Origin of the sequence: Steroidobacter agaridevorans, assembly GCF_009932555.1 — a bacterium.
Taxonomy (GTDB): domain Bacteria; phylum Pseudomonadota; class Gammaproteobacteria; order Steroidobacterales; family Steroidobacteraceae; genus Steroidobacter; species Steroidobacter agaridevorans.
In genome coordinates this window covers 26,281-52,538 of record NZ_BLJO01000003.1, presented here as the reverse complement: position 1 = coordinate 52,538, position 26,258 = coordinate 26,281, and the positions used below count along the sequence as shown (strand labels likewise).

Genomic DNA, 26,258 nt, shown 5'->3' with positions numbered 1-26,258 from the left:
CTCCCGTGCCATGTCACTGCTGCTCGCAGGCGTCGAACACCACCTCCTTATTGGTCTGCGCTCGCGATTCGACGGCGTGCGTTCGGTCAGAAATTGAAACGGAAGCCGAGCCGGTAGATCGGCCCGGTCTTGTATTGCTCCACGGTGCGGCGCTTCGAGGCACCGTCGCCCAGCGGACTGCCCTCGTCGAACAGCACCGGGTTGCCGTCGCCGTCCACGTCGCCGAGATCGATGAAGCGGCTGGTGAAATAGGTGCGGTGGTCCTGATCGGTCAGATTGACGGCATCGAAGGAGATCGACAGCGAATCGTTGACGGCATAGATGGCCGAGAAATCCAGCGTGCTTCTGCCCTCCTGCCACAGCGCACCGTTGTTCCATGCACGCTGCGCGAGGACATCGGACGCCCCCTGATAGGCCAGGCGCAATTGATGGCCGCGCAGGCCCCAGAAAATGGTCGCGTTGTAACTGTGCTCGGGCGTGTAGGTCACCGGCAGGGCCGGCAGCAGCACGGAAGTATCGAGGGATGAGACTTCCTGATCGAACTCGCTCTTCTGATAGGTGTAGTTCATCTGCACGCCGAGCCCGGACAGGAAGCCGGGCAGCCCGCGATACTGCTGGATGTACTGCAGCTCCACGCCACGGATATCCGCGCCCTTGCCGTTCTTGATACGCGTGGTCACGAACTGGTTGCACAGCTGCGCCAGATCGTCCGAGAACACCCAGTCCTGCGCCAATTGGTTGCCACCCTGAATGCGCCTGGGCATGCAGCCGGCGAGATCATCCTCGGTGCGTATCAACCGGCTCAAATCGTAGGCAGGGGCATTCGGATCGAGCCCCAATCCGCGCAAGTCGTCCATATAGGTCACGATCTGCTCGGACTCCTCGAAGTTGGTCATGTCCTTGTGGAACAGCCCCATCGACAGCAACGCGCCGGCGTCGAAGTACCATTCGAGGGAAACATCGAGGTTGACCGATTCGAGCGGATCCAGTTGCGGGTTGTAGAGCGTGATGGTGTTTCCGGCACGCACTCGGTCATCCCCCCAGACGGATTCCGTGACCTTGAAACCGGGGCGCAGCGAATCTATCTGCGGTCGTGACATCGTCTTGGAGGCGGCAAAGCGCGCCACGAGATTGTCGGCGAGGCGGTAGTTGACGTTCAGTGCCGGCAGGAAACGGTGGTACTCGTGCTCGCCCTCCACCTTGAACGAGCGCCGACTCTGATTGCTGGCCACCGGCCGACCGTTCGCATCGAGCGGGCGGTCCCCATAGACGTGGGCCGCCTCGGTGGAAACATCGCTGTGACGCCACAGCCACCACTCGGAATATTCCGGATGATTGCGCTCGGCGCGTGCATCGTAGCAAGGACGTTCGTCCGGGAGCCGCACATCGTCCGCGTACGAGGCAGTGCCGGATGTATCCCAGCCCTGTCCGTCGACGCGTGACCACCGAGTCTCTTCGTTATAGTCGGTGCCATAGAAGCGGATGTCGCTGCACGCCGGGTTCGATGGATCGCGCAACTGTTGAAGCACGAACGGATCGAAGACTCTGCCCAGGTTGCCCGGATCGAAATGGAAGTTGACGCCGGACGAGCCGCTCGCTTCGAGGTCTGTCCGCACGTAGCGAACGCCGACGTCGCCGTTCAAGCGATCGTCGAAATGGGCGAAGTTCAGCTTGAGATAGGTGGCGAAGTTTTCGAGTCGGGCGGCGCGCGTCTCGCTGTCATCCGGTATGAATGCGACATTGCGATTCCCAAGCGCGACGTCGAAGGCTCGAAACGCGGACACTGTCGGCCAGCCCCGCGTGACGGAATCGCGGGGATAGCCCAGCGACGACATGAAGTCACTCGCGCCGAGATTCCCGCCGGTGGCGATCAAGGTTGCCGGTATGTCCGAGAGGCCGTTCGGGGCGACCAGGGGCAAGCCGGTCTGTGGATTGGTCACGATGACGCCCTCGCCTACGGCGTTGAACGTGCCTGCCTGATTGTCCACGTACTTATCGATGGTCGAGTAACGTGCGCCGAACTCGATGCCGCGAATGCTGCCGGCGTCGACGAGCCAGTCGAAGTCCAGATAGGCGCTCTCCTGCTTGTCTTCCACGGTGACGACGTTACGTTGCATGAACGCCAGGTGTTGCGCCTGCAGGTCGCTCGGGTTGAAGCCCGTAGTGGAGCTGTTGTCCCAGACATGTCCGTTGCCCGGCAGCGGTTCGGTGGTGGGGCCGTAATCCACCTGGCCCTGCCCCGCCACCAGGCGGCAGCGTCCCTGGGTGCAGTCGTAGCCCACCGGCTCGAGCTGGGACGGGTCGGTCCAGAACAGCAGCCAGGGATTGATGCTCGCGTAGTTCTGCAGATTGACGTAGACGGACTGGTCCGGGATCCGCTCGGCCTTGGTGCGGCTCACGCCCGTCCGGAGGCTCAGCCGGTCGGTCAAGTCCTGCGCCAGATCCACGGACAGCAGCGCGTTGCGATTGGTGTACTCGCTCTGCGATTGCGACAGATCGCCCAACGCGTTGCGATTGAGATATTTGGTGAATGTGCGTGTGTCTGGATCGTAGGTATGCCAGTCCTGCTGGGGATCGGTGTACGGCGCCGGAATGCCCGTGAACAGGCTCGCCAGCGGCTCGCCTGCCACCAGATTGTCGTGATCGGGAGCGCGCGTTTTTACTCCGTGCATCGACTCCTTGACCGCTTGTTCGCTCCACGTGGCATTCAGCGATAGCAGTGTGCGGTCGGTCGCCTGCCACTGCGCGGCGAAATCGATGCCGTGACGGTTGCGCTCGTTTCTGAAGAGCTCGTAGTTGGAGTCCTGCGCGACCAGCCCGGTCACATCGTTGAGGAGATTGCCCGCGGGGTCGCTCGCCAGGCGTGAGTTGCGGGCGATATAACTGGAGACGCGAAACTGATCGCGCCGGATCGAATATGTCTCGTCGAACGCGGTCAACAGCAATCCGAGCGTGTCGCCCGCGAACTTCTGCGAGATGCTGCCCGAAAGCTTGTAATCCTCGCTGCCGGACAGCTCTCCGTAACGACCTTGCAGGGTCACGACGCGGACATTGCGGTCGAGTTCGAGCGGCTTGGGGGTCTCCAGGTACACCAGGCCGCCGAGCGCACCTTCGATATGGTCAGCGCTCGGCGCCTTGATCACCACGATCTTCTGGATGATGTCCGATGAGTACGCGGACAGATCGATGCCTTGGCTGAAGTCCGTGGTGCTCATCTGCACGCCGTTCAGCAAGATGACATTCTGCTGAGGATTGGCGCCGCGGATCGAGATCTGCGTTCCCTCACCGTCGACGCTCTGCGTGGTCACGCCGGTCACCCTGGACAGGGCGTCGGCGATGCTCTGGTCGGTGGACTTGCCGATATCCTCGGCATTGATCGTATCGCCGATATTGGCGTTGGCGCGCTTGTCCTCGATCGATTCCTCGATGCTGCGCCGGATGCCCTGAACCACCACCTCTTCGAGCACGGGAGTCGTGCTGGTCGTGCTTCGCGGCGGATCGGCTGCCGTTGCGCTCGCCGACGCACAACACCAAGCGGCAGTGACCGCCGCGGGAACTACGCAACGACACGCCGCAGCGCTAGCAATCTTCATGGTCTCCCCCTCCAGCGATTTTATTCTTGAGCCGCTTGCGGGACGCAGCCAGAGGCGCGTTCTCCGTGCAGCCTGGTCATATGTTGTAATGCTACTTGTCAATTGTCAACAGTCGACAGTCAACAACTGGCTACAGACCGAAAACACGCGGCTGAACGAGCAGGCACGCGGCGTCTCGTGCGCCGAGGACGGGGGGATCGAAAAGGCAGGTGCGTTCGGCGGGGTGTCGAGAGATGGAAATCGAGTACCGGGCGATTGCCCGCCGGCTATGCGCGCTGAACGGGCGGCAGCGGTGCTCGTGGCTCGGCGCCGGCGCTGAGCATGTCGCGCCGGGAATGCCTGGCTCTGCTAGCGAATATTGGCTTCGAGCGCGGCGACGGCCGCGCTCGCATCCGCCTTGCGGATGGCATCGAGAATTTTCTTGTGCTCGGCAATCGCCTGTTTCGGCGTGCTGATCCGCTTGTAGTTCATGCGCATTCGCAACACGATCGGTTGCCAGAGGTTCACCAGGTCCTCACCGCCCGCCGCCATGACGATGACTCTGTGAAAAGCGATGTCGGCGTGCGTGACTTCCGCGAAATCCCCTGCCTCCAGCCGCTCCGAAAGATCCTTGAAGGCCGCCGTAAGATCATCGAGCAATTGCGTGGGACGCGCACGGATCGCCTGTCGGATCGCGAACGTCTCGATTGCCAGACGCAGCTTGATCATCAACGCTTGCAGATCGGTCGAGGGCACGTTGTTGACCGTGCTGCCGCGATTGGCTCGGTTGACGATCAAGCCCTCCTTGGACAACTCCAGCAAGACATCGCGAATGCGGCCGCGGGACACACCGAACCGCTGCGCCAGCGCCTCCTCGGTGATCTTCTGATTGGGCGCCAAGGCTCCGGAAATGATGTCGAGACGCAGCCGTTCGGCAATCTGCTCACGTACCTGGACGATCACGGCACCGTTTGTTTTCATCTTCGCAGTGGCCCCCTCTGGGCCGTCGTTCGCGTAGCGGCGAGTGTCGGGAGAACGAGCATGCGCCCCGCCGCCTGCGCGAGATTTTCCCTATGGATGGGATTGGCCGATCGCATTCGGCAATCTGCCGTCGATCCCGCTCATCAGCACGGTATAGCAAGCGAAGCCAACCATGCCGACCGCGCCAATATACGCCATGGCGGCGCTGAAGTCTCCGCCGCGCACGAGCATTCCGATCGCGATCGGAGTCACCGCCGCCGACAGTCCTCCGACCAGATTGAAGACTCCTCCGACCAGACCGAGGTGACCGGGCGGCGCGAGCATCGAAACGAACACCCAGTTGATGGAGGCCAGCCCGTTGCCGAAAAAGGCGATTGCCATGATCGCCAGCACCGTCGCGTCATCGCCAACGTAAGGGATCGCGAGCACGGCGCCTGACAGCGCCATGCCGGTCAACACGGGAGCCTTGCGAGCCAGTCCATTGGATACGCCGTTGCGCACCAGCCAGTCGGACACCAGCCCGGCAAGCACCACGCCGCCCATTGCGGCGAGGAAGGGCACGGCAGTCATTGCGCCGATACTCTCGAACTGCATCCCTCTTGCTTGCACCAGGTACGACGGGAACCAGGTGAGAAAGAACGCGGTGAGCGTGCCGATACAGAACTGCCCGCAGTACAGGCCCCAAAGCGCTCGGTGCGAGAACGCATGCTTCAGATCGCTCGCGACGAACACGAATCGGGGTGCTTGCGTCGGCCGCTTCCAATCCAGCAGAGCTCCACCGGAGCGCAACGCCGAGAGATCGGCGTCAGTGAGTTTCGAATCCTGGTCCGGATCCCGATAGAACGAGTGCCACACCCAGGCCCAGAGGATACCGATCGCGCCGCAGGCGAAAAACAGCGCGCGCCAGCCAAAGGTCGCCTGGAAGGCCACCAGCACCGGCGCCAATCCGGCCAGGCCCAGAAACTGGCCGGAGGTATAGATGCCGATCGCTCCAGCTCTACGGTCCGCGACGAACCAGCTGCTGACCACCCGGTTGTTGATGGGATAGGAGGGTGCCTCGAAGATACCGACGAGAACCCGACACACCACCAGCCACGCGAACGACGCTGCCATTCCCTGCGCGAGCGTAGCCAGGGACCAGCACACTAGCAGCGCAGGATAGAGCACGCGCGGCCGCACCCGATCCGCCAGAATTCCGCCGGGCAACTGGCAGAGGGAATAGCTCCAGGCGAAAGCAGAGAAGAGCAGTCCCATCTGCGCCGGGGACAGGGCCAGCTCCGCCGCCAGGCCGATCGCGGCGATCGAGATGTTGGTACGGTCGAGATAGTTGATGACGACGGTGACGAGCACCGCCACGAGCATCAGGCGCGAGCGCCGCGTAACTGAAGGTGAATGCACGATGGTGATCGACCACGGCGACACTTGCGGCGCCTACTCCTCACCAGTTTGTATAAGAACCGTCCGGCTTGTAGCGGCGCGGCGGCTCCCAGTACGAGAAGCTCGCCGAGCGCACCGCGGACTCATCGACCTCGATGCCCAGACCGGGGGACTGATTCACCAGGAAGTGAGTTCCCTCCAGGCGCGGGCGCACTGGAAACAGACGATCGTACGCCGACGTGTCGAGACCGTAGGGATCGACTTCGCACCAGGCGAGGTTGGGTATCGCGGCACATAGTTGTATGGTGGCCGCCGTACAGAGCGGGCTCAGCGGATCGTGCGGCATCACGTCGATGTAGTGAGTTTCGGCCAGCGAGGCAATGCGCATGGCTTCGCTGAGGCCGCCGACGTTGCAGACGTCGATGCGTGCGAAGCTCGTTATATCCTGTTCGATGTACGGCGCAAAATCCCAGCGGGATGCGAACTCTTCACCAATGGCCAAAGGGATCTGAGTCATGTGCTTCAGCGCCTGGTATGCCCCGGGCGTTTGCTGGCGAATCGGCTCCTCCAGGAAATCCAACGTCCCCGGCGGCATGCGCTGACAGAACGACGCAGCCTCGGCGACCTGCAGCCGGTGATGAAAGTCGATGCCCAGGACGATACTGCTGCCCAGCGCCGTGCGAAGCTCCGTCAGGGCCGTCGCCGCCTGGGCCAACGCCTTGCGAGGATCGAAGATCGACTCGTCACCGCGGCCCGCGATGGTTGCGCGAATGCAGTCCCAACCCAGATCGCGCAGCGCGATTCCGTCGGCGATCAGACGGTCATCCATCGGCGCCGTGCTGGTGATGAAACAAGGGATGCGATCGCGCTGCATGCCGCCCAGCAATCGGTGCACCGGAACGCCCAGCGCCTTGCCTGCGATGTCCCATAACGCGATGTCGATCGCGGAGATCGCCGCGGTGATCGTGCGGCCGCCCTCAAAATACTGGCCGCGATACAGTTCCTGCCAGATGGCGCCGATACGCGTGGCGTCTTTTCCCACCAGGAATTCCTTGAAGTGACGGACCATGCCCGCGACGGCCTGCTCCCGGCTCGACAGCCCCGCCTCGCCCCACCCGGCGATTCCGGCGTCGGTGTCGACCTTCACCAGACAGATATTTCGATGGCCCGCGTTGATCGCAAAGGCCGTGACATCGCTGATTTTCATTTGCCGTACTGCTGCACGTAGAACGCCGCCATGTGGTCAATCGTCATTTCAGCTGGGAATCCCGGCACAGCTGCGCCGCCAGCCCGTGGTCGGCGATCAACTCTGCGCCCGTCATCGCCGCCGCGCCGTCTGAAACCAGGAACGCTGCAAGCGCGCCGATCTCGTGAACAGTGGCAAAGCGCGCGTCGGCGTGCATCGCGTTGAACGTACTTTCCAGCGACGGCGTATCGGCAATGATCTTTTCGACCGCTTCGGTGCGGGTCAGGCCCGGGCTCAGGGTGTTCACGCGAATACCGCGTGGCCCGAGACTCCAGCACATCGCACGCGTCATCGCGGAGATAGCGCCCTTGGTGGCCGCATACATTTCGTAGCCCGCAACGCTCGATACCGAGTGGTTGGAGGAAATGTTCAGGATTGCGGAGCCCCGCGGCATGGCAGGAACGAGTGCGCGGGACAGCAAAAAGATCGAGCGAACATTCGTTTGCCACAGCACGTCCAGGTCGCTTTCCGAGAACTCCAGGAAGTCGCCCTCGATGGTCACTCCCGCATTGTTGATTAACGCATCGACTCTGCCATACGTCGCAACGGCGCAGGCGGCAAACTCCCGGATGCTGCCAGGATCGGCTACGTCGAGACGGTGGAACTTCGCTTCAGCGCCCTGCTCGCGGAGCTGCCGCGCCTTGGCCTCCCCTTCCGGATTGCGCTGACCGAAGAAGACCGTCGCCCCCGCCTGCGCGCAGCACTGAGCGATGCCCCAGCCGATGCCGGCGCCGCCCCCGGTGAGTACCACAACCTTGCCGGCAAGAGAGCTGCCCGGTAGCTGCCCATTCATCAATGCGCTCCTCTCATCTCGGTGGCGATCTGCTCGATCGAACGGCCCTTGGTTTCCGGCAGCAGCCGCACCAGCACGGCGAGCCCGATCAGAACCGAGGCGGCATAAGACACGAAAATCGCTACTGCGCCCCAGGTGGCGAGTTGCCACGGAAAGAACTGCTGGACCAGATAACTCAGCACGCTGGTGATCAGTGCACAGGCCGGAATCGCGACACCCCGCACGTCTGTCGGAAAGATCTCGGAAAGTATCACCCACATGATGGGTCCGATGGAAAACTGAAAGGCGGCGATGAAGGCCATGATGCCGCCCAGGACCAGCCACACGTTGATGTGAGTGGCGGCCTGCATCAGCTCCGCCTGGTGTACATGCGCGACCGATCGACCCAGCGCGGCCGACAGCTCACTCTTGAGCTCCACGTCGTTGGCGAATGTGCGTCCGACCAGTGACGCGAGCGCCGTACGATCGATGGTTGCAGGCAATACCTCGACCGCTGGCGCCTCGATCCTGTACGTAGCCATCGCGAATCCGATCGCGCACGCCGCAAGGCTGACGGCCGCTGTTCCCAGTCCGATCACCAGCAGCGTCTTGCGGCCGAGCCTGTCGATGAGCCCCAGCGCGAGCGCAGTCGCCAGCACGCTGACCACGCCGATCAACACCGATTGCAGGAACGAGGCGTCGACCCCCACGCCCAATTGCTCGAACACGTGCGGGGCGTAGAACATGATGGCGTTGATCCCGGTCGTGGGCTGCACGGCGGCAATTACGACACCTACTACAGTGGCGCGGCGTAGGGCTGGTTGGAACATGTGCCGCAGCTGCTGAGCCGTGCTTGCGCTCCGCGTCTCGGTCCGTCCCTTGTCGAGTGTCCCCTCGATCTCACGCAAGGCCTCCGGAACCGCAGACTCGGGCATCAATCGGCAGAGCACGCTGCGCGCCCGCTCTCGCTCTCCTTTCAACATCAGCCAGCGGGGGCTTTCAGGAATGCGCCACAACAGCGCGATCCACAGGATCGCAGGTGGAATTTGCATGCCGAGCATCCACTGCCAGGTATATCGGTCCAGCCCGAGCTGGGGCGCCCATTCGCTGCTGGCCCAACCTTGAATGAGATAGTTGAGCAGGTACGCCGCGAACAGACCCAGCACGATGTTGAGCTGATTGATGGCTACGAGCCGGCCGCGTCTGGCGGGCGGAGCAATCTCCCCCACATACATCGACGAAACCGACAGCGAGGCAAATGCCAAGCCACCGAGGAAGCGCGCCGCCGTGAGCTGCACGAAGCTCTGCGAGAGGACCGATGCCACTGCAGAGAGCAGGTACAAGGATCCGATGATCAGCAACGTCTTGCGCCGACCCAGCCGGTCGCAAACATACCCGGTTGCCAGCAACGCGAAGATCACACCGAAGCCAGGTGCGCTGACGATGGCGCCGAGCTGGATGGCGTCGAGATCGAACTGCTGCATGATGTAACGGACGGTCCCGGAGATCAGCGCGGCGTCGAGGCCGAACACGAAACCGCCGAACGACACCATGATCGCCAGCACCAGGGCGCGGCGATCGGTGGGTATCGCCGAGCCGCGCTCCACCGGCGCCGCCAGGATCGCCCCCATGTCATTTGCCATGACGGCGCTCGTAGATACCGTAGTTGATCCGCTTGGCCGCCTCGACCATCTCTGGATAAGGAATATCGGTATTGGTCACGAACCCGACGTTGTAGTTCTCGCCGTCGTAGGCGCGGCCCGTTACCGGGTCATCGATGTACTGGAACCAGTGCGCACCCACCATCGCCGGGTTGTCGATCACCGTTTCCATGTACTGCTGGTAGATCCGCGCACGATCGGCTTGATTCGTGCCGTGGACCAATCCCGGATGATACAGGCCGGTATCCGCCGTGGAGCCGATGTGGAACTCGCCGATGATCGTCGGCACATCCAGATTCTTCAGGAAACCCCAGGTATCCGGGTGCATGGCCTCACGATAATTGTTGAAGCTCATCACGTCGACATACTTCTTGGCCGCGCGGATCGTTTCCTCCGGCATGCCCCATTCGGCCATGCGCACTCCCATGTACATATGATTCGGCATGGCTTTGGCAAGCTCATCGTGCACGACACGGAAGTAGCGATCGGAGAAATCGAAGAGCAGCTGCGACAGATCCGATTTCATCGCCGGCGTGATCGTCTGCACTTTCGCCGTCGCGGCAAACTGCTCCCAGCTCTTGAAATCGGTCTTCCATGCGTCGTTCAGTGCACCGACCTGCGGGTAGCGCGCTTGCAAAATGCTCACGAACCGCGCCTTCGCCGGACTGTCCGCAGCGGATCTCGACAGTGCGTCGAGCGCGATGGCGAAGTGCGCGCGATCGCTGTCGAGACGTCCCCAGCTCTTCTCATTGTCGATGAAGACTCCCACGCACCATGGCGAGCCCTTGACCTCGCGCGCCACCTGCTCGATCGTGAGGCGAGCGCGCCGCACGAACTCCGGATCGTACGGATCGGGCATCGGCGCCCACACGTCGCTGCCGGAGGACACGGTCTTGTAGTTGCCGATGATCCAGCCGTTGGCAAAGTAAGGAACCTTCTCATTGTCGTAGAACATCGGATCGATCCAGTTCCCTAACGACGTGAATCCCCAGTCGCGCATCCGATCGATGGTGACCTGGCGCCACGTGCGCATGTAGGAGCCTGGCGAGCTCTCGCCGTAGCGGCGCTCGAGATTGGCCCGGTAGAAGCTGTAGATCTCGCCGTGCTCGAGCGGCCCCATGTGGAAGGTGCGGCGGTAACCATAGTGCTCTCCCAGCGGGTCGTCGTAGGCCGGCAGCCATTCAAACATCTGACGGCGCAGCGGCGATGCGAGAAAGCGCGTGTTCAGAGCGTCCCCCTTCACCGGCACGATATCGGCCGAGTCTTCGGGAGTGAGTTCCTCGCCATCGATGTGGCGCACGCGCGCGCTGCCGAAGTCATAGCCAGTGACTGTGTCGAGATTCGCCATGCGCACATTGGCGAGGGCGCTCGAGAAGTGCAGGTAGCCCTCCGGATCGATCAGCCACCATTTGCCATCCACTTTCTCGGCGCGGAAGTATCCGGTGGCCTTGCGCTTGGGTCCCTCGCTCCAACCGCCGAATCGGGAGCGGCCGGCGGGGCCCTTCGAGTTGGCCAATTGAGCCAACTCCGTGCGGGCGGCTTGCTGGAGTTCCTGCAAGGAGTGGATCTTGGTCGGATACTGCAAGCGTGCGTTCTGTCCAAACTCGTCCACCAAGCCGCTCAGGTAAAACGGGTCCACGGGCGGGTTGACTCGCAGGCGCACGTTGTCGACCACCAGGCGCCGCGGTGCCATGAGCGACTGCGTGGCAAGTACGATCTTTTTCACGCGGGTGAGATCGAATTTTTTATCGCCCCAGCGCCACGACATCTTGCTCTCGACGGATTGCCACGCTGGCGGAGTCTCTCTCATGCCCGCATCCACCGTGCCCACGAATCCATTCAGCACTGCATAAACCGTCTGCGACGTGCCCGCCGGAATGACGGTGGCGCGCGATTGGCTGGCGCCACGCTCGTCGATGAGAACTACATAGAGCTGGGTCGAAAGCTTGCTGAGGTTGGTGACATCGAGCGCCAGATTGACATCGCCGTGTCCGCTCCAATCCCACGTCTGCGGCGCTTGCAGCGTTACGGTGCTCTCCTCGCGTGGCTCGAAGTCGATCTGCAGCGCTCGCGTGCCTTCAGTCACGCCGTTGCCACCGATGCGCTGGATGCCAGCGTGCTGCACGGAGAGGCGCTCGGGCGCCGCAGTTTCGAATGTCTCGACTGTCATCGACGAAGTCGGTACTGCCGACGCGGCGGCGAGCGACGTGACACAGAGCAGTGCGCAGGTGCCAATCGAACCCATGCCACCCCCGAAGCGAACATCGTTCAATCTCTTCATTTGTCGTTTCTCGATAAAGACCGGGACCGGACCCAGTATGTCAATTGTCGACAATCTACACAAGTCATCCGGGCGCGCGAGTGAGGGTGCGAAGCTGCAGCAGGCACTTGTCGGCCGTTACGAACAAAGTCCGGCCGTCCTCGCCAAAACAGCAATTCGCGGTCGCACGGCCGGTAAAGATACGACCGAGCGCACTTCCATCCGGTGAAATCACGATCACTCCTCCCGGTGCCGTCGCGAATACGGTGCCGTCATGCGCGACGGTCATGCCATCGGGCAGCCCGGGGCTGTCGGCCGAACGGTGCGCTGCCATGTCGTACCACACTTCCCCATCGTCCACGGCCCGGCCATCCTCCAACCTGAAGCGCCGGATGAGCGGCGCCTGTTCGTCGGACTGGGAGACATACAAATAGCGCTCATCCACCGACAGCGCGATCCCATTTGGGTAGCTCATCGCTCGTGACACCAGTCGCGCGCCTCCCGAGCCGTCGCTCTGGTACACCCCGTTGAAGGCGCGCCGCCGCGCGGCCGAGCGATTGCCCTTCCTGAGGCCGTACGGCGGGTCGGTGAAATAGATAACGCCGCCGCGCGAAACGACGAGATCGTTCGGACTGTTGAATGGCGTGCCGCCCGAGTCCAGCACCTCGCTGAGCGCACCGCTCGCGAGCGACAACTTCCGCAGCGAGCGGCTGTCCTGATCGCAGATCAACAGCGCGTCCTCCTCCGGCAGATACAACAGCCCATTGGTCCCCGGCATGACTTCCGGATCGACCGCAGCCTCGCCCAGCGAGCCGGCAGGCGCGCGCCGGACGGTCAGGCCGCCGGCCGAGCTCCACTGGTAGATCCGATTCGCGGGTATGTCCGAGAAATACAGGCAATTGCGCTTGGAATCCCAGGTCGGTCCTTCGGGCCAGATGAGTCCATCGGCCAGAACGATCGGCCGGCGACTGGCGTCGAGGTACCGATCGAGCCGAGGATGCCAGCGCTCGATGGCGCCAATGTGTCGTTCCGCAGTTTCACCGCTTCGTCCTGCACTCATCGCGCTGCCTCCCAAGATACCTGTCACCGCGATCAAGAACTGCCTTCGATCGGTCGTGCCCGCCCGCATGCCGCTGCCCTCCGCTCGTCCACAAAACCCGATCGTTCCCGACCGCATGTTGAATGTCTACACTTGACTAGATTGTAGATAGTTGACAATCTGCCGTCCATGCAAACACCAACCGACGCGGCCGCGGACGAAATATCCCGCAACAGCCGGGCAACCCAGATAGTCCGCATCGAAAATCTGCTGTACCGCGTGCCGCTGCGTCAGGTCCTGGTCGACGCGGGCCACGGCGACCACACGCATTTCGAGCTGGTGATCAGCAAAGTGCACTGCGCCGACGGCGCATGCGGCGTCGGTTACACCTACACGGGCGGCAAGGGCGGCACCGCGATTCGAGCGCTATTGCGCGATGAGATCGCTGGCTTGCTGCATGGAGCGAACTCCGCCGACATTGCCGGTCTGTGGAAAAAAATGCGGCAAAGTCTGCATTACCTCGGCTGCGGCGGCGTCGTGGGCTTCGCGATCTCGGCCGTCGACGTGGCTCTGTGGGACCTGCACTGCCGACGCCTGGGCCAGCCTTTGTGGCGCGTCGCAGGCGGCCACGCGAACACCGTGCCTTGCTACCGTGGACTCATCGACCTCGGCTTCTCCGAGGAACAATTGGTGGAAGTTGTCGCCGCAGAGATCGCTCGCGGCCATACGGGCATCAAGTTGAAAGTGGGCCGTCCCGATTACCAGACCGACGTTCGCAGAGTGCGTCGCGTGCGCGACGTGATCGGCCCGGCAGCGGTCATGATGGCCGACGCCAACTACAGTTGGGACGCCAGCACCGCCATCGCATTCGCGAAAGAGGTGGCGGGCGCCCGGCTGCATTGGTTCGAGGAGCCGGTCGACCCCCACGACTTCGACAGCTACGCAGCGATTGCACAGGCCGTGGATATTCCACTCGCCTCCGGCGAGAACCTGCGAACGTTCGCCGAATTCCGTGAGGCCATTCGTCATGCGCGCCTCGGTTATTTGCAGCCGGACGCGTCCAATCTCGGCGGCATCACCGGCTGGCTGGAGGTGGCGCGACATGCCGCATTACATGGTCTGAAAGTCGCCAGTCACGGCATGCACGAGCTTCACGTGTCGCTCATGGCCGCTCAGCCGAACGCCTCATTGCTCGAGGTGCACTCCTTCCCCATCGATGAGTACACGCACCGCCCGTTCGAGGTCGCGAATGGCATCGCCACCGCGCCCGAGGTTCCCGGCACCGGCGTCGAGTTCGACTTTGCGCGCCTGAAGCCGTATCTGGTTCACGAAGGATAGTCAGCTGTCATGCAGAAAGCAGAGTACCTGGGCAACCGTCGATTCGAGATCGGCGTCGGCCACATGGCGCAACCGGCGCCGGATGAAGTCACATTGCGCGTTGCATATGTCGGGCTGTGCGGCACCGATCTGCACATCTACCACGGCAAGATGGATCATCGCGTCCATCCCCCCGGCATCATCGGACATGAAATGTCCGGCACGGTCGCCGTGCTCGGCGAGTCGGTCAAGGGCTTCGCCGTCGGCGACAACGTCGTCGTCCGCCCGCTCGACTACTGCGGCTCCTGCCCGGCGTGTACTGCAGGCCATTCTCATGTCTGCCATCGACTCAAGTTCATGGGTGTCGATAGCACCGGCGCACTCCAGTCGTACTGGACCGTCAAGGCGCGCAGCCTGCACCGACTGCCCGACAACGTCGATTTGAAACGCGGGGCGCTCGTGGAGCCGCTGGCTGTAGCCTGCCATGACGTAGCACGCTCACGCCTTCGAGCGGGCGAGAGAGCCGTCGTACTCGGCGGCGGGCCCATCGGCCAGCTCATTGCTCTCGTGGGCAAAGCGCTCGGGGCGCACGTTCTGGTCTCCGAGCCGCATGCGTTGCGTCGGACTTATGCCGCCGACGCCGGCATCGAGGTCTTCGATCCCACCGGCGCGAATCTTGCCGAGCACGTGGAGGCGTGGACCGGAAGCAAGGGCGCCGATGTTGTCTTTGAAGTCGCGGGCGTGCCTCAAACTGTACAGATGATGACCAAGATCGCCGCGGTACGCGGCCGCATCTGCATGGTCGCGATCCATTCGTCCCAGCCGCCCGTCGATCTGTTTCGTTTCTTCTGGCGCGAACTGGAGCTGCTCGGTGCGCGCGTCTACCAGGCCGAGGATTTCGACCGCGCCATCGAGCTGATCGCCAGCGGACAGATTCCGGTCGACCCCTTGATTACATCAGTCCGGCCGCTTGCGGACGTCCAGCGCGCCTTCGAGATGCTCGATACCGGCCAGGCCGGCATGAAAACGCTTTTGGAGTGCCGCGCATGAGCATCCAATCCTTCGATCTGAGCGGCAAGGTCGCGCTCGTTACCGGTTGCCGAAGAGGCATCGGCCAGGCGATGGCCATCGGCCTCGCCGAAGCGGGCGCGGACATCATCGGCATGTCCGCGTCGCTCGACCCCGATTCCGACTCAGTCGCCCGAGGCGTACGCGCAACTTCGCGCTCGTTCACAGGATACAAATGCGATTTCGCTGACCGTGGTGCACTGCATGCGGCGATCTCGAGCGTCATGCAGGCGCACCCGCGCATCGACATCCTGGTCAACAATGCAGGCACGATCCTACGCGCGCCGGCAGCCGAGCACAGCGACGAGTACTGGGACCAGGTTCTCGAGGTGAACCTGAGAGCACAGTTCGTGATGACGCGAGAAATTGGCCGACGCATGGTTCAGCACGGCGGCGGCAAGATCATCTTCACCGCCTCCCTGTTGTCTTTTCAAGGAGGCATCCTGGTGCCAGGCTACGCCGCCAGCAAAGGCGGCATCCGGCAGCTCACGATGGCCTTCTCCAATGAGTGGGCCTCGCGGGGCGTGAACGTAAACGCGATCGCTCCCGGCTACATCGCGACGGATAATACCGCAGCCCTGCGCAGCGACGCCGTCCGTTCCGAAGCGATCCTGGCCCGCATTCCGGCCGGTCGCTGGGGCGAGCCAGAGGACTTCGCCGGCCCGGTAGTCTTCCTCGCCTCCGACGCTGCACGCTACGTTCACGGCACCACTCTGGTGGTGGATGGCGGATGGATGGGTCGATGAAGTCGCCGGCGCTCCAGTTGACAGTCGACCACGCATCATGAAATCAGATATACGCACCCGGTATGAGATCGACGGTTACTACGCACCGATCACTGTGCTGAACGAGGCGGAAGCCGCATCCATGCGCGCGCACCTCGACGCGCACGAAGCAGCGCACGGTCCACTATCCCCCGCTCATCGCAACAACCCTCACCTGCTGTTCACTTGGCTGAACGATCTCATCCGCAAGGACACGATTCTCGACGCCGTCGGCGCCCTCATTGGCGATGACATCCTGGTCTGGGGCACGACGCTCTTCATCAAGGAGCCGCGTCATCCGGGGTTCGTCTCCTGGCACCAGGATTCGACCTACTGGGGACTCGACCCGGCCGATGTCGTCACTGCCTGGGTCGCCCTGTCGGAGAGCAACTCACAGAACGGGGCGTTGTGCGTGGTTCCCGGCAGTCACGCACTCGATCAGCGCCCGCACATCGATACTTTCGATTCGGCGAATATGCTTTCACGCGGCCAGGAAATCGCCGTGAAGGTGGATCCCGCCACCGCGATGACCTTGACTCTCGACCCCGGCCAGATGTCGCTGCATCACGTGCGCATGATTCATGGCTCGGGTTCCAATGTCTCGGATCGGCGTCGCATCGGATTCGCCATCCGCTATCTCCCGCCGCACGTCCGCCAGCTGAGCGGGAATCGCGACACGGCCACACTTGTGCGTGGCAGGGATCGCCACGGGAACTTCGACATGGAGCAGGTGCCGCGCCGAGATTTTGGCGCAGAGGAGCAGCAGTTTCACGAGCACGTCGCGAAGCTGCAAAATCAGATCATCATGGCTGGAGCCACCGTCGATCCTCGGCGCAAAGCCACTGAAACCGCAACGAAGAGTTAGAGGCATGGACTACTATCGCTGTTTCGTCAACGGGCGCTGGATCGATGCGCAGCACGCGCGTCGCCTTACCGTCGTCGACCCCTCCAACAACGAGCCCTGGGCGGAAGTGCCGGACTGCTCGCCCGAGGACGCGCAGACCGCCCTGGCCGCCGCCGCGCAAGCGCAGAAGGCATGGCAATCGCTGCCTGCCATCGAACGCGCTCTATACATCGAAGCAATCAGTGTGGCACTCGAATCCGACCGCGATCATTTCGCCCGACTGCTGGTCCGCGAACAGGGCAAAACGCTGCGCGAGGCGCATGCCGAGGTTTCCGACACCATCGGTTACATGCGCTACGCAGCTCAATCCGCACGCTGGTTGCGTGGCGACATCTGGCCGGCCGATAGCCCGAACGAGCATCTGTTCACCTTCCGTGTGCCCTATGGCGTCGTCGTCGCCCTATGCGCTTACAACTATCCGCTCGCACTGATCGGCCGCAAGGTCGGCCCTGCCCTCGTGACGGGAAACACGATCGTCATCAAGCCGCATGAAGCCACTCCGGTGACCGCAGCGGAGTTCTGCAGGCTGGTCGCAAGCGTCGGTGTGCCGGCGGGCGTCGTCAACATGGTCACGGGCGGCGGGGCCACGACAGGCGCGGCCCTCGTCAAGAGTTCCATGACGCGGATGATTACTCTCACAGGCAGCGCCGCTGCCGGCAGGAAAGTCGCGGAGCTGGCTGCAGGCAATCTGGCCGCGCTGAGCCTGGAGCTCGGGGGCAAAGCGCCTTTCATCGTTCTGCCGGACGCCGATGTGGATGCCGCCGTCGAAGCAGCCGCAGTTGCCCGCTTCAGCAACTCCGGACAAGTCTGCATCTGCAACGAGATGCTGCTGGTCCACCGAGCCATCGCGCAGGAGTTCATCGACAAGCTGGTGACGCGGGTCGGCCGCATCAAAGTCGGCAATCCAATGGATGATCCCGACATGGGCCCGCTGGCGACGCCACAAGCACTCGAGCGAGTGGCGTCGCTGGTCGAAGCGTCGCGGCAAGCCGGCGGGCAGGTCGTGCTCGGCGGCACGCGACCGGAGGTGCCGGGCCGTCGAGGCGGCAACTGGTACGCCCCGACGGTAATCGTCGACACCACGGCGACGATGCCAGTGATCAAGGAAGAAATATTCGGTCCGGTACTGCCGGTGCTCACGATCGACAGCGCCTCTCAAGCCGTCGCACTGGTCAATTCTCGCGAGGACGGCCTTTCCGCCTACCTCTGGAGCAGAGACAACTCGACCATCATGCAAATGATCGGCGAGCTGCAGACAGGCACCGTATTCGTCAACAAGGGCATCTCAGGCTCGGTGCACGGCTATCACACCGGACACAAGCTGAGCGGGCTCGGCGGCGAGGATGGTCCGTACGGGCTCGAGAACTACATGCAAAAGCGCACGGTCTATATGAAGTATTGATGCGCTCGTCGAACCGATCTTAGACATGAGGCGTGCATCCGAATCATTCATCGCCGTCGATTGGGGTACCACCAATCGACGCGCCTATCTCATCGAGAACGGTGCAGTCACCAGGACTCATCGTCGGCAGGAAGGCGTGTCCATATCGTCGCGTACCACGTATGCCGGCCAGGTGGCGGCCATTCGCGACGAACTCGGAAATCATCCGATGCTTCTGGCCGGCATGATCGGTTCGAACATCGGTTGGCACCAAGCAGGGTATGCACAGTGCCCCGCGGATATCGCGAGCATTTCGTCACAGCTCCTGCACGTCGATTCGCAGACTGCAATCGTCCCGGGCGTGGCAACGAACCTTCACGGCCACGTCGACGTCATGCGCGGCGAGGAAGTCCAGCTGCTTGGCGCGCCGGCCGCTGGCCTGACACCGGATAGCGGGCTGTTCTGTCAGCCCGGCACCCACAGCAAGTGGGCCAAAATCCAAGCCGGTCGCATCGTGGACTTCAGCACGTCGATGACAGGGGAGTTGTTCGCGCTGCTTCGAACGCATAGCCTGCTCGCTGCGCATTTGAAGAGCCCGACGCACGCGGATGATGGCTTTCATTGCGGACTCAAGCGCGCGGAGCGCATGGACCTGACCTGCGCGCTATTCGAGATTCGCGCCGCGGCCGCGGTCCGCAAGGATGATCGAGATGGCGACGCAAGCTCTTATGCAAGCGGACTGTTGATCGGCAGCGAAGTCTCCGTTTGCCTGCGAGGCGCGGCCGACCGCCGCGTCTACCTCCTCAGCGACCAGACGCTCGCGCCCCTGTATGCGGCGGCCCTGGAACATCACGGCCGGGAAGTCGTGCACATCGACAGCCAACACGCCTTCGTGGCGGGAAGTCTGGCAATTTACGAACAATGGCAATGAAAGCTTCGATCGAATTCAACGCGGCACTCGCTCAATGTCCCCTGATCGCCATTCTCCGCGGCATCACGCCCGAGGAAGCCGAAGTCATAGGCGATACGCTATGGCAATGTGGCCTGAGGATCATCGAAGTCCCTCTCAACTCCCCGCGCCCGCTGGAAAGCATCGAACGAATCGCACGCCGACTCGAAGGCAGAGCCGTTGTTGGCGCGGGGACGGTGACGAGCGTCGCGCAGATCGAGGCAGTCGCCGCCGCCGGCGGATCGTTGATTGTCTCGCCGCACCTGGACCTTAGAATCGTGCAGGCGTGCGCTGCGCAGCGCATCCTTTGCGTACCGGGTGTGAGCACGCCTTCGGAATGTTTCCTCGCCATCGAAGCCGGTGTGCACGCGCTGAAGCTGTTCCCTGCCGAAGCAAGCAGTCCAGCCGCATTGAAATCCCTGCGCGCGGTCCTTCCTCGCGACACCCGCGTACTGCCTGTCGGAGGAATCACGCCCGAGACCATGGCAACTTGGCTCGCGGCAGGCGCGGATGGCTTCGGCATTGGATCTGCACTCTTCCGCCCCGGCCTGACAGCAGCCGAAGTAGCGACTCGAGCGGACGCTTTCGTCTCCCACCTGAAAGCCCACCCCTGAGACGAATGCGCTCAGGGTCAAGTCCGCTGCGTTTTCATTTCGATCAGCTTTCTGATGTGGCCCAGCGACGCCAGCAACAGATAGCTCGCCTGCAGATAGCCCAGCGTATGCAGGCGTTGCAACGTGTCCGGCGGGAGGGTTTGGAGACGGTCGCTATTGATGCCATAAGCCCCCGCATAGCTGCGCCGTGTGCCGGTGGTCAGCGCGACATCCAGGCGCAAGGGTTCGATCAAATCGTAACCGGCCAGGACGCCGATGAAGGATTGGGTGGACCGGGCGCCGGCAGTCAGCCGTTCCAACAGCGACCGCGCGCTCAGCAGATACTCTGTTTCCCTTCCGTCTTCGGTATATAGCCGCTCCCCCTCGCTCATCTGCACGCGACTGTTGTTCAGATCAATCGCAATCCGCGGCGGGCAGCCGAGGTCGCCTTCGGCTCCGGGCGTTCTGATAGTCACAAAAGGCTGCCGACGAAAATGCAGCGGCAAGTAACGCGCCTGCCAGGCGCCTCGGTGCAGATACAGATTCTCGCCCTCCTCGAAACCGAGCAACGCATACAAGCCGAAGCGGCCGGTATCCGCATCCTTCATCAGGCAGACCGGATACTCGAGGACCAGGTGAACCAACTCATCGGCGATCACTGGCGCATAGTGCGTGGTAGCGCCGGCCACCGCGCCGCACGCTGCAACCCGCAAGTCACGATGCAGAGTGTTGTCGAGCGGGGCGTGTTGCGCAGATTGAGGATTCACGAGTTACGCCTAGACGGACTGCAGTCCGTAACGCCGGATCTTGTCGAGCAGCGCGCGATTGGCCGGCATACGGGCCAGAAGTTGTCGGGTCAATGCCTCGTTCCGCTGGAAGAGCTCGTCGGTAGTCGGACTGTGCCGAGGCGGCCGCGCACGGCGCTCGCACTGCGCATCGAAGCCCATGCCGTAGAGCACATACTGGTAGCTGGCAGCAGGAAATACCTCGATTGCGTGCTCGAGATCATCCACCCAGGGATCGTGATAGCGCCACAAGGTCAGCAGTTCCTTCAGGCTGCCGGGCACGGACTCGGCCGCACGGTTGTCCAGCCAGAAGCTGTTGTCCGAGCGCTGGCTCAACACGTAGTGCAGCTTCAGGAAGTCGATGATGCGATCCCAGCGATACAGGAAGGCCGCATTGAACCGCCGGGACAGCACGTCCATGGACTCGCGCGTGTTTGGAAACTTGTCCGCGATCGCGGCGGCTGCGATTTCGATCAACAAAATTGCGGAAGCTTCCAGGGGCTCGAGAAACCCGGCAGATAGACCCACCGCGACACAGTTTCGCTCCCAGAATCTGGTCCGATGACCCGGTTCGATGCCGATCTTGCGCACCGACAGCTCTTCGCATCGAGGTACTGCGGGCCGCAAGTAGTCGTACAACCGGCGGCGGGCCCGCTCCTCACTCGTGTGCGCGCTCGAGTAGACATGACCGACTCCCCGCCGCGACCACAAACCGATGTCCCAGATCCAGCCGGCTTCCTGCGCCGTTGAAATCGTGTGTGAAGCGATCGGAGCCTGTTCGTCCTCGTAGGGCACCTGCACCGCCAGGGCGGTGTCGATGAACAGGATGTCCTTGCACGATTTGAACGGCACGCCGAAATGCCGGCCCAGCAACAGCGACCTGAAGCCGGTGCAGTCCACGAAGAAGTCCGCGCCGATCTCGTCGCTGGAGAGCGTCGCGACCGAGCAGATGTCCCCGCTGGGAGTCGAGTTCACACCGACGACATCAGCCAGAACGTGCTTGACTCCGAGGCGCTCAACGCAGTGCTCCCTGAGAAAGTCCGCGAACAGCCCGGCATCCAGGTGATAAGCGTAGTTGAGAACGCCGTCGTACTCGGCAGTCGTTATTTGCTTGGGTGAGAGACCGGCTTCGCAGACGCGCTCCTGAGCGCAGACGCTCGCCGCGAATGACTGTCCGCGCGCGCCGCTTGCCCAATGCGGCCCGAGATTCACCTCGCTTCGACCCTCCGGCAGGACCAGCGGGTGATAATAGAAATCCTCCGGCACGTCCTTCGCCCAGCGTGAAAACCTGGCCCCTTGCTTGAGCGAGGCATTGCATCTGCGAATGAAGTCCGTCTCGCGTATGCCCATCCGCTTCAGGCTTCGGCGCATCGTGGGCCAGGTGCCCTCTCCGACACCGATCGAGGCGACGGTGGGAGACTCGACCAGCGTCACCGTCACGCCGGACTCGCGAACGGCCGAAGCCAGGATGCCCGCCGTCAGCCAACCCGCTGTCCCGCCGCCGATGATCGCCACACTACGAGTCTGCTGTGCCATGGTCGAATCCCGACTGGTTGGTTGTGCTTTGAGTGATCCGGTGCGAGCCCGCCCAACGCCGGGCTCGCATCATCCTCGCCGGATCACCAGATGTCGCGCATCAGAACTTCATGCGCACACCGAAAGCGTAGCGCCGACCGTACTCCTCGTAGTCGACGAGCTGATTCTCGAAGCGGCCGTAGCGGTGCGTTGCCTCCTCGGTGAGATTCAGCGCATTGGCGAATACCGACATCCACGGAGTCACCTGGTAACTGGCACTGAGATCCACCTGTCCATACTCCGCCGTGAATACCGGCTCGGTACCTAGCGACAGCAGGAAATCGTCGCGCCAGTTGTATGCTGCGCGAATCTGAAAGCGCGAGTTCTCATAGAACAGGACGGCATTGGCCGAGTCCGCCAGACCTGTCAGCGCCAGCGACTGTTCGAAGCTGTAGCGGTTGAAGCCGACATTGCTGTTGACGAGGGTAGCATTGATGATGCCGCCGAAGCCGGAGTTGCCGAACATGTGCTGCAGGTTGAGCTCCCACCCGTCGACCTCCGCCGTCTTCAGATTGGCGTACGTCGAAATATCGAAGGTGATGGCGGGATCGCCGGGCTGATTCAAGCACGCGGGATTCGGCGTGGCCGATCCGTCCGGACAGCCGGGCCGAGGATTGATGCTGGGATTGGTCAACGGATTACCGTTCACGTCGTCGATGGTCTGACGTACCACGGTCGACCCGATGAAGTTCTCCACGTATTTCCGGAAGTAGCCGACCGAAGCATAGCTGCCCTTCGCGTAGTACCACTCCAGCGACAGATCGAAGTTGTCCGACTCGAGCGGCAGCAGCGCGGGATTGCCCTGCGATCCGATGAATGGGCCGTTGGGGCGTGCATTGATGGACAGCGATGGAATGAGCCCACCGATGGAGGGCCGGGACAAAGTCCGGCTGTACGAGAAGCGCGCGACCAGGTCGTCGGTAGCCTCGATGCTGAAATCCGCATTCGGCAGTACGGACGTGTAGCCGCCTTCCAGCTCCTGGCGCTTGGGAACATCGTCGTACACGACTTGCAGTTCCGCCGCCTGCCGGTAGTTGAGGTTCGCGATGCTGTTCTGGACCGAATAGGAGGTGACATCGGTATCCTCCAGGCGCACCCCGACATTCACCTTCACCGGCCGCTGATTGAAGGTGGTGGCGAAGTCGGTGGCGATATAACCCGCCATCGTGTCCTCCTCGACGCCGTTGACGGTGGGAGGATTGAGGTAGAACAGCCCGGCATCGCGCACGATATCCAGGAATCTCTCGGCATCGTATTGCGGGATGAACGGGAAACTGCCGCCGCCGTAACCGCCGGGAATGAAGCTCAACCCGAGTCCCGACAGATCCAGATCGACGCCGGCGAAGTCGGGATCGACGAAGGCGAATGTCTGAGTCAGATGAGTATCGATCTGATACTTGGTTGTTTCGACGCCGAACACCACGCGCTCGAGCGCGCCGCCGTCGGTGTTGTTCCATTGCGCCTGCAGCTGCACCTGGCGAATCTCATTTTCCATCTCGTAGCCGCGCTTCTGGAACAAATCCGCCACGATGTTATCGGAATTGTAGGCGCCGCCAGGCAGCGTCGAGTCGTCCACGATCACCTCTGGCAGGCGACCGTCGAAGTTGGCGCCGATCAGCCGCACGCTACCCGCGGGATTCTTCAGATTGGCGATGGTCTCCGATGTCTGGCCGTCCGGCTGCGAGTGAGAAGTCGACTGGTGCGCGTCGAGACTGAGGATCAGCGTATCGGTGGCCCGCCATTCCAGGTTCAACCCGATCGAATCGTTGTGCGTCTCGAACAAATAATTCCAAGCCCAGAAATTCAACTCGTCGTTTGGATTGGCGATTTCCACCATCGTGCCGTTGGCATCGGTCCGTCCGCTGGGACGATCGAACCAGTAGCTCTGCCGGTTCATGTCGATGTCTTCCTTGATCCTCGACACGTTGTAGTCGACCGTCGCGGTCAACCCGTCGAAAGGCGCGAACTGCAGCACGGCCTGGCCGTTCTGCCGGGTGCGGTGATAATTCCAATCGTCGAGATCGATCGTGAACGGCGTCCAGTAGGTTCGAGTGGGATTGCGCGAAGTGTCGATGGCGCTCGTATCGGCGACTCCGTAGTTGCGCTGCCAGCCCTGCTGCGTGCCCAGGCGGTCCTTGTGGCTGTCACGCTCGGAATCGGAGCCTGACAACAAAACACCGAACCGGCCATCGGCGAACGTATGACTGATCAGGCCCGACAGTTCGGGCGTCACGTCATCCCCGGTCCGCACGCTGCTATCGGAATTACCCTGGATGCTGAACGCTGTCGTGAATCCGTCGTAGTCGAACGGCCGCGGTGTTCTGATGTTGATCGTGGCGCCGATACCGCCGGAGGGAACGTCCGCCCTGCCGGTCTTATACACCTCCACCGCCGAGACGGACTCCGAGGCGAGCTCACGGAAGTTGAAGCTGCGCGAAATGCCGTCCGATTGCAGCGCGGAAGTATTGGGCATCTGACGGCCATTCAAGGTCACCAGGTTGAAGCTCGGGCCGAAGCCGCGCACGGTGACCTGATTGCCTTCGTTGTTGGAGCGATCGATCGACAGGCCGGTGACTCGCTGCAACGACTCGGCGAGGTTGGTGTCCGGAAACTTGCCGATATCCTCCGCGGTGATCGCGTCGACCACACCCGAAGATTCCCGCTTGAGCGCGGTGGCGGACTCCAGCGACGTCCTGATTCCGGTGACCACGACCTCTTCGAGCGCCGTGGTGGACTCCTGCGCAGTCGCTGCCTGCGCCATGGCCACCGAAACGGCAATGGCTACCTTTGTCGTACGGGCACGGTGCCTGTGAACCATTTCGTTTTTCCCCCTAAAAACTGCTATCGATCTTGAGTACCAGCGGTTCCATGGTACTCTGAGATGCACGATTGTCAACATTCGACAATCAACTATCTACAGTATCGACCGCCGTCGCCGTGCGGCGCCCTTCTTCTACGATTGTGGCAAATGCATCATGTCGAACAGATGCGCTGGGGCCAGCTGGGCGCTCGCAGCGTGTATCAAATCGCCGTCACCAATGCCAACGGCCTCGTGCTGAAAATGACCAACTGCGGTGCGAGAATCACCGCGCTTCTGGTTCCTGACCGTGGCGGTGGTCTCGACGATGTGGTGCTCGGCTTCGACCACCTCGCTCAGTATCTGGAGTCGGATCCATATTTCGGCGCGACCATCGGCCGCGTCGCCAACAGAATTCGCTCCGCCCGATTCATGATCGATCGCAACATCTTTCTGCTCACGGCCAACGACGGCGAGCACGCGCTGCACGGCGGCGGCGAATTCGCCACCGCCGTCTGGGATGTGGACGTCGTCAAACAGGCGCGCGCAACCGAGCTGCGCTTCGCATATTGCTCGGCCGACGGCAGCCACGGCTTTCCCGGCAATCTGCGCTGTCACGTCACATACACATTGGGAGACGACAACGCGATTGGCATACGCTTCGAGGCCGAGACGGATCGCGCCACCCATGTGAATATGACGCATCACGGTTATTTCAATCTCAATGGTGGACGCTCGCCGATCTACGATCACCGCGTCCGCATCGACGCGCGCCGCTACCTGAAACTGGATGGCGCAGGCGCTGCAACGGGTGAAATCGGCCGCTTACGAGGCGCGCCGTGGGATCTGTCTCGCTCGACGAGACTGGGCGACTGCATCCATCGAATTCCCCTGCGTGGCTATCATCACAACTACATCTTCAGTCGAACGGCGCGTGCACTCCGGCACGTCGCCGAGGTGATCGAGCCGGACTCCGGGCGAATCCTCGACGTGGCCACGACGCAGCCGGGCATCGTGTTTTACGCCGCGAACGGTTTCACGGGAGAGCTTGTCGGCAAGGGCGGAACGATCTATTCGCGGCATGCCGGCCTGTGTCTGGAGACGCAGCACCACACCGATGCCTGCAACTTTGCGCAGTTCCCGAGCACGCTCCTGCGACCGGGCGAGCGCTACTGCGAGCACGTGCGATATTCTTTTCGGTTGCTGCCCGCATGAAT

Annotated in this window: 19 protein-coding genes; 8 read left to right on the top strand and 11 right to left on the bottom strand. The window is 62.4% G+C overall.

What is annotated here, in order from left to right:
• Nucleotides 1-86 precede the first annotated feature (86 nt).
• The 8 genes from GYH35_RS11175 to GYH35_RS11140 all read right to left on the bottom strand — a co-directional run bounded on the left by GYH35_RS11175 (nucleotide 87) and on the right by GYH35_RS11140 (nucleotide 12,929).
• Nucleotides 87-3,593 (bottom strand): TonB-dependent receptor, encoded by a 3,507-nt coding sequence (locus GYH35_RS11175; protein WP_129640733.1) that lies wholly within the window; start codon nucleotides 3,591-3,593, stop codon nucleotides 87-89.
• A 348-nt stretch (nucleotides 3,594-3,941) separates the two neighbouring features.
• Nucleotides 3,942-4,553 carry a GntR family transcriptional regulator gene (locus GYH35_RS11170; RefSeq protein WP_129640734.1) on the bottom strand — a complete coding sequence of 204 codons (612 nt, stop codon included), beginning with the start codon at nucleotides 4,551-4,553 and terminating at the stop codon, nucleotides 3,942-3,944.
• Between the two features lie 90 nt (nucleotides 4,554-4,643).
• Entirely contained in the window at nucleotides 4,644-5,951 is a 1,308-nt protein-coding gene (locus GYH35_RS11165; protein ID WP_198682981.1) for an MFS transporter, read from the bottom strand.
• Nucleotides 5,952-5,991: 40 nt separating this feature from the next.
• On the bottom strand, nucleotides 5,992-7,137 hold the full coding sequence (locus GYH35_RS11160) for a mandelate racemase/muconate lactonizing enzyme family protein (protein WP_129640735.1): 1,146 nt from the start codon (nucleotides 7,135-7,137) through the stop codon (nucleotides 5,992-5,994).
• 43 nt (nucleotides 7,138-7,180) lie between these two features.
• Nucleotides 7,181-7,969, bottom strand: coding sequence for an SDR family NAD(P)-dependent oxidoreductase (locus GYH35_RS11155; protein WP_129640736.1), 789 nt, complete (start codon nucleotides 7,967-7,969; stop codon nucleotides 7,181-7,183).
• On the bottom strand, nucleotides 7,969-9,591 hold the full coding sequence (locus GYH35_RS11150) for a sugar porter family MFS transporter (protein ID WP_198682982.1): 1,623 nt from the start codon (nucleotides 9,589-9,591) through the stop codon (nucleotides 7,969-7,971). Before GYH35_RS11150 ends, GYH35_RS11155 begins: the two co-directional genes overlap by 1 nt.
• On the bottom strand, nucleotides 9,581-11,890 hold the full coding sequence (locus GYH35_RS11145; RefSeq protein WP_198682983.1) for a beta-galactosidase: 2,310 nt from the start codon (nucleotides 11,888-11,890) through the stop codon (nucleotides 9,581-9,583). The genes GYH35_RS11150 and GYH35_RS11145 overlap by 11 nt, the downstream gene beginning before the upstream one ends.
• 64 nt (nucleotides 11,891-11,954) lie before the next feature.
• Nucleotides 11,955-12,929 carry an SMP-30/gluconolactonase/LRE family protein gene (locus GYH35_RS11140; protein ID WP_157994168.1) on the bottom strand — a complete coding sequence of 325 codons (975 nt, stop codon included), beginning with the start codon at nucleotides 12,927-12,929 and terminating at the stop codon, nucleotides 11,955-11,957.
• Between the two features lie 168 nt (nucleotides 12,930-13,097).
• Here GYH35_RS11140 and GYH35_RS11135 point away from each other — a divergent pair, with 168 nt between their 5' ends.
• From GYH35_RS11135 to GYH35_RS11105, 7 genes are read left to right on the top strand one after another with little or no spacing between them, the layout of a single operon-like run.
• The gene (locus GYH35_RS11135; RefSeq protein ID WP_129640738.1) at nucleotides 13,098-14,246 is read left to right on the top strand and encodes a mandelate racemase/muconate lactonizing enzyme family protein; all 1,149 of its coding nucleotides are present in this window, start codon (nucleotides 13,098-13,100) and stop codon (nucleotides 14,244-14,246) included.
• Between the two features lie 9 nt (nucleotides 14,247-14,255).
• A complete protein-coding gene (locus tag GYH35_RS11130) occupies nucleotides 14,256-15,275 on the top strand; it encodes a zinc-dependent alcohol dehydrogenase (protein WP_129640739.1) in 1,020 nt (339 codons plus the stop codon).
• A complete protein-coding gene (locus tag GYH35_RS11125) occupies nucleotides 15,272-16,039 on the top strand; it encodes an SDR family oxidoreductase (protein WP_129640740.1) in 768 nt (255 codons plus the stop codon). Before GYH35_RS11130 ends, GYH35_RS11125 begins: the two co-directional genes overlap by 4 nt.
• 37 nt (nucleotides 16,040-16,076) lie before the next feature.
• The gene (locus GYH35_RS11120; protein ID WP_129640741.1) at nucleotides 16,077-16,922 is read left to right on the top strand and encodes a phytanoyl-CoA dioxygenase family protein; all 846 of its coding nucleotides are present in this window, start codon (nucleotides 16,077-16,079) and stop codon (nucleotides 16,920-16,922) included.
• A gap of 4 nt (nucleotides 16,923-16,926) precedes the next feature.
• Nucleotides 16,927-18,363: an aldehyde dehydrogenase family protein gene (locus GYH35_RS11115; protein WP_129640742.1), complete on the top strand. Its 1,437-nt coding sequence runs from the start codon at nucleotides 16,927-16,929 to the stop codon at nucleotides 18,361-18,363.
• Nucleotides 18,364-18,388: 25 nt separating this feature from the next.
• Nucleotides 18,389-19,273, top strand: a complete 885-nt coding sequence (locus GYH35_RS11110) for a 2-dehydro-3-deoxygalactonokinase (RefSeq protein ID WP_129640743.1) — start codon at nucleotides 18,389-18,391, stop codon at nucleotides 19,271-19,273.
• On the top strand, nucleotides 19,270-19,905 hold the full coding sequence (locus GYH35_RS11105) for a 2-dehydro-3-deoxy-6-phosphogalactonate aldolase (RefSeq protein WP_129640744.1): 636 nt from the start codon (nucleotides 19,270-19,272) through the stop codon (nucleotides 19,903-19,905). The genes GYH35_RS11110 and GYH35_RS11105 overlap by 4 nt, the downstream gene beginning before the upstream one ends.
• Before the next feature lie 17 nt (nucleotides 19,906-19,922).
• Here the strand turns inward: GYH35_RS11105 and GYH35_RS11100 are convergent, their stop codons facing one another.
• The 3 genes from GYH35_RS11100 to GYH35_RS11090 all read right to left on the bottom strand — a co-directional run bounded on the left by GYH35_RS11100 (nucleotide 19,923) and on the right by GYH35_RS11090 (nucleotide 25,062).
• Nucleotides 19,923-20,651, bottom strand: coding sequence for a SapC family protein (locus GYH35_RS11100; RefSeq protein WP_129640745.1), 729 nt, complete (start codon nucleotides 20,649-20,651; stop codon nucleotides 19,923-19,925).
• Between the two features lie 9 nt (nucleotides 20,652-20,660).
• On the bottom strand, nucleotides 20,661-22,205 hold the full coding sequence (locus GYH35_RS11095; protein WP_129640746.1) for a tryptophan halogenase family protein: 1,545 nt from the start codon (nucleotides 22,203-22,205) through the stop codon (nucleotides 20,661-20,663).
• A 100-nt stretch (nucleotides 22,206-22,305) separates the two neighbouring features.
• Nucleotides 22,306-25,062, bottom strand: coding sequence for a TonB-dependent receptor (locus tag GYH35_RS11090; RefSeq protein WP_129640747.1), 2,757 nt, complete (start codon nucleotides 25,060-25,062; stop codon nucleotides 22,306-22,308).
• 150 nt (nucleotides 25,063-25,212) lie between these two features.
• On the opposite strand from GYH35_RS11090, the gene GYH35_RS11085 reads away from it, so the two are divergent.
• Nucleotides 25,213-26,256, top strand: coding sequence for an aldose epimerase family protein (locus GYH35_RS11085; RefSeq protein WP_157994169.1), 1,044 nt, complete (start codon nucleotides 25,213-25,215; stop codon nucleotides 26,254-26,256).
• Nucleotides 26,257-26,258: the final 2 nt, after the last annotated feature.

What these genes read in the sequence shown, in the direction of transcription:
- GYH35_RS11175 (WP_129640733.1), bottom strand. Translation starts at nt 3,593, where the DNA reads ATGAAGATTGCTAGCGCTGCGGCGTGTCGTTGCGTAGTTCCCGCGGCG.
- GYH35_RS11170 (WP_129640734.1), bottom strand. Translation starts at nt 4,553, where the DNA reads ATGAAAACAAACGGTGCCGTGATCGTCCAGGTACGTGAGCAGATTGCC.
- GYH35_RS11160 (WP_129640735.1), bottom strand. Translation starts at nt 7,137, where the DNA reads ATGAAAATCAGCGATGTCACGGCCTTTGCGATCAACGCGGGCCATCGA.
- GYH35_RS11155 (WP_129640736.1), bottom strand. Translation starts at nt 7,969, where the DNA reads ATGAATGGGCAGCTACCGGGCAGCTCTCTTGCCGGCAAGGTTGTGGTA.
- GYH35_RS11150 (WP_198682982.1), bottom strand. Translation starts at nt 9,591, where the DNA reads ATGGCAAATGACATGGGGGCGATCCTGGCGGCGCCGGTGGAGCGCGGC.
- GYH35_RS11145 (WP_198682983.1), bottom strand. Translation starts at nt 11,890, where the DNA reads ATGAAGAGATTGAACGATGTTCGCTTCGGGGGTGGCATGGGTTCGATT.
- GYH35_RS11140 (WP_157994168.1), bottom strand. Translation starts at nt 12,929, where the DNA reads ATGAGTGCAGGACGAAGCGGTGAAACTGCGGAACGACACATTGGCGCC.
- GYH35_RS11135 (WP_129640738.1), top strand. Translation starts at nt 13,098, where the DNA reads ATGCAAACACCAACCGACGCGGCCGCGGACGAAATATCCCGCAACAGC.
- GYH35_RS11130 (WP_129640739.1), top strand. Translation starts at nt 14,256, where the DNA reads ATGCAGAAAGCAGAGTACCTGGGCAACCGTCGATTCGAGATCGGCGTC.
- GYH35_RS11125 (WP_129640740.1), top strand. Translation starts at nt 15,272, where the DNA reads ATGAGCATCCAATCCTTCGATCTGAGCGGCAAGGTCGCGCTCGTTACC.
- GYH35_RS11120 (WP_129640741.1), top strand. Translation starts at nt 16,077, where the DNA reads ATGAAATCAGATATACGCACCCGGTATGAGATCGACGGTTACTACGCA.
- GYH35_RS11115 (WP_129640742.1), top strand. Translation starts at nt 16,927, where the DNA reads ATGGACTACTATCGCTGTTTCGTCAACGGGCGCTGGATCGATGCGCAG.
- GYH35_RS11110 (WP_129640743.1), top strand. Translation starts at nt 18,389, where the DNA reads ATGAGGCGTGCATCCGAATCATTCATCGCCGTCGATTGGGGTACCACC.
- GYH35_RS11105 (WP_129640744.1), top strand. Translation starts at nt 19,270, where the DNA reads ATGAAAGCTTCGATCGAATTCAACGCGGCACTCGCTCAATGTCCCCTG.
- GYH35_RS11095 (WP_129640746.1), bottom strand. Translation starts at nt 22,205, where the DNA reads ATGGCACAGCAGACTCGTAGTGTGGCGATCATCGGCGGCGGGACAGCG.
- GYH35_RS11090 (WP_129640747.1), bottom strand. Translation starts at nt 25,062, where the DNA reads ATGGTTCACAGGCACCGTGCCCGTACGACAAAGGTAGCCATTGCCGTT.
- GYH35_RS11085 (WP_157994169.1), top strand. Translation starts at nt 25,213, where the DNA reads ATGCATCATGTCGAACAGATGCGCTGGGGCCAGCTGGGCGCTCGCAGC.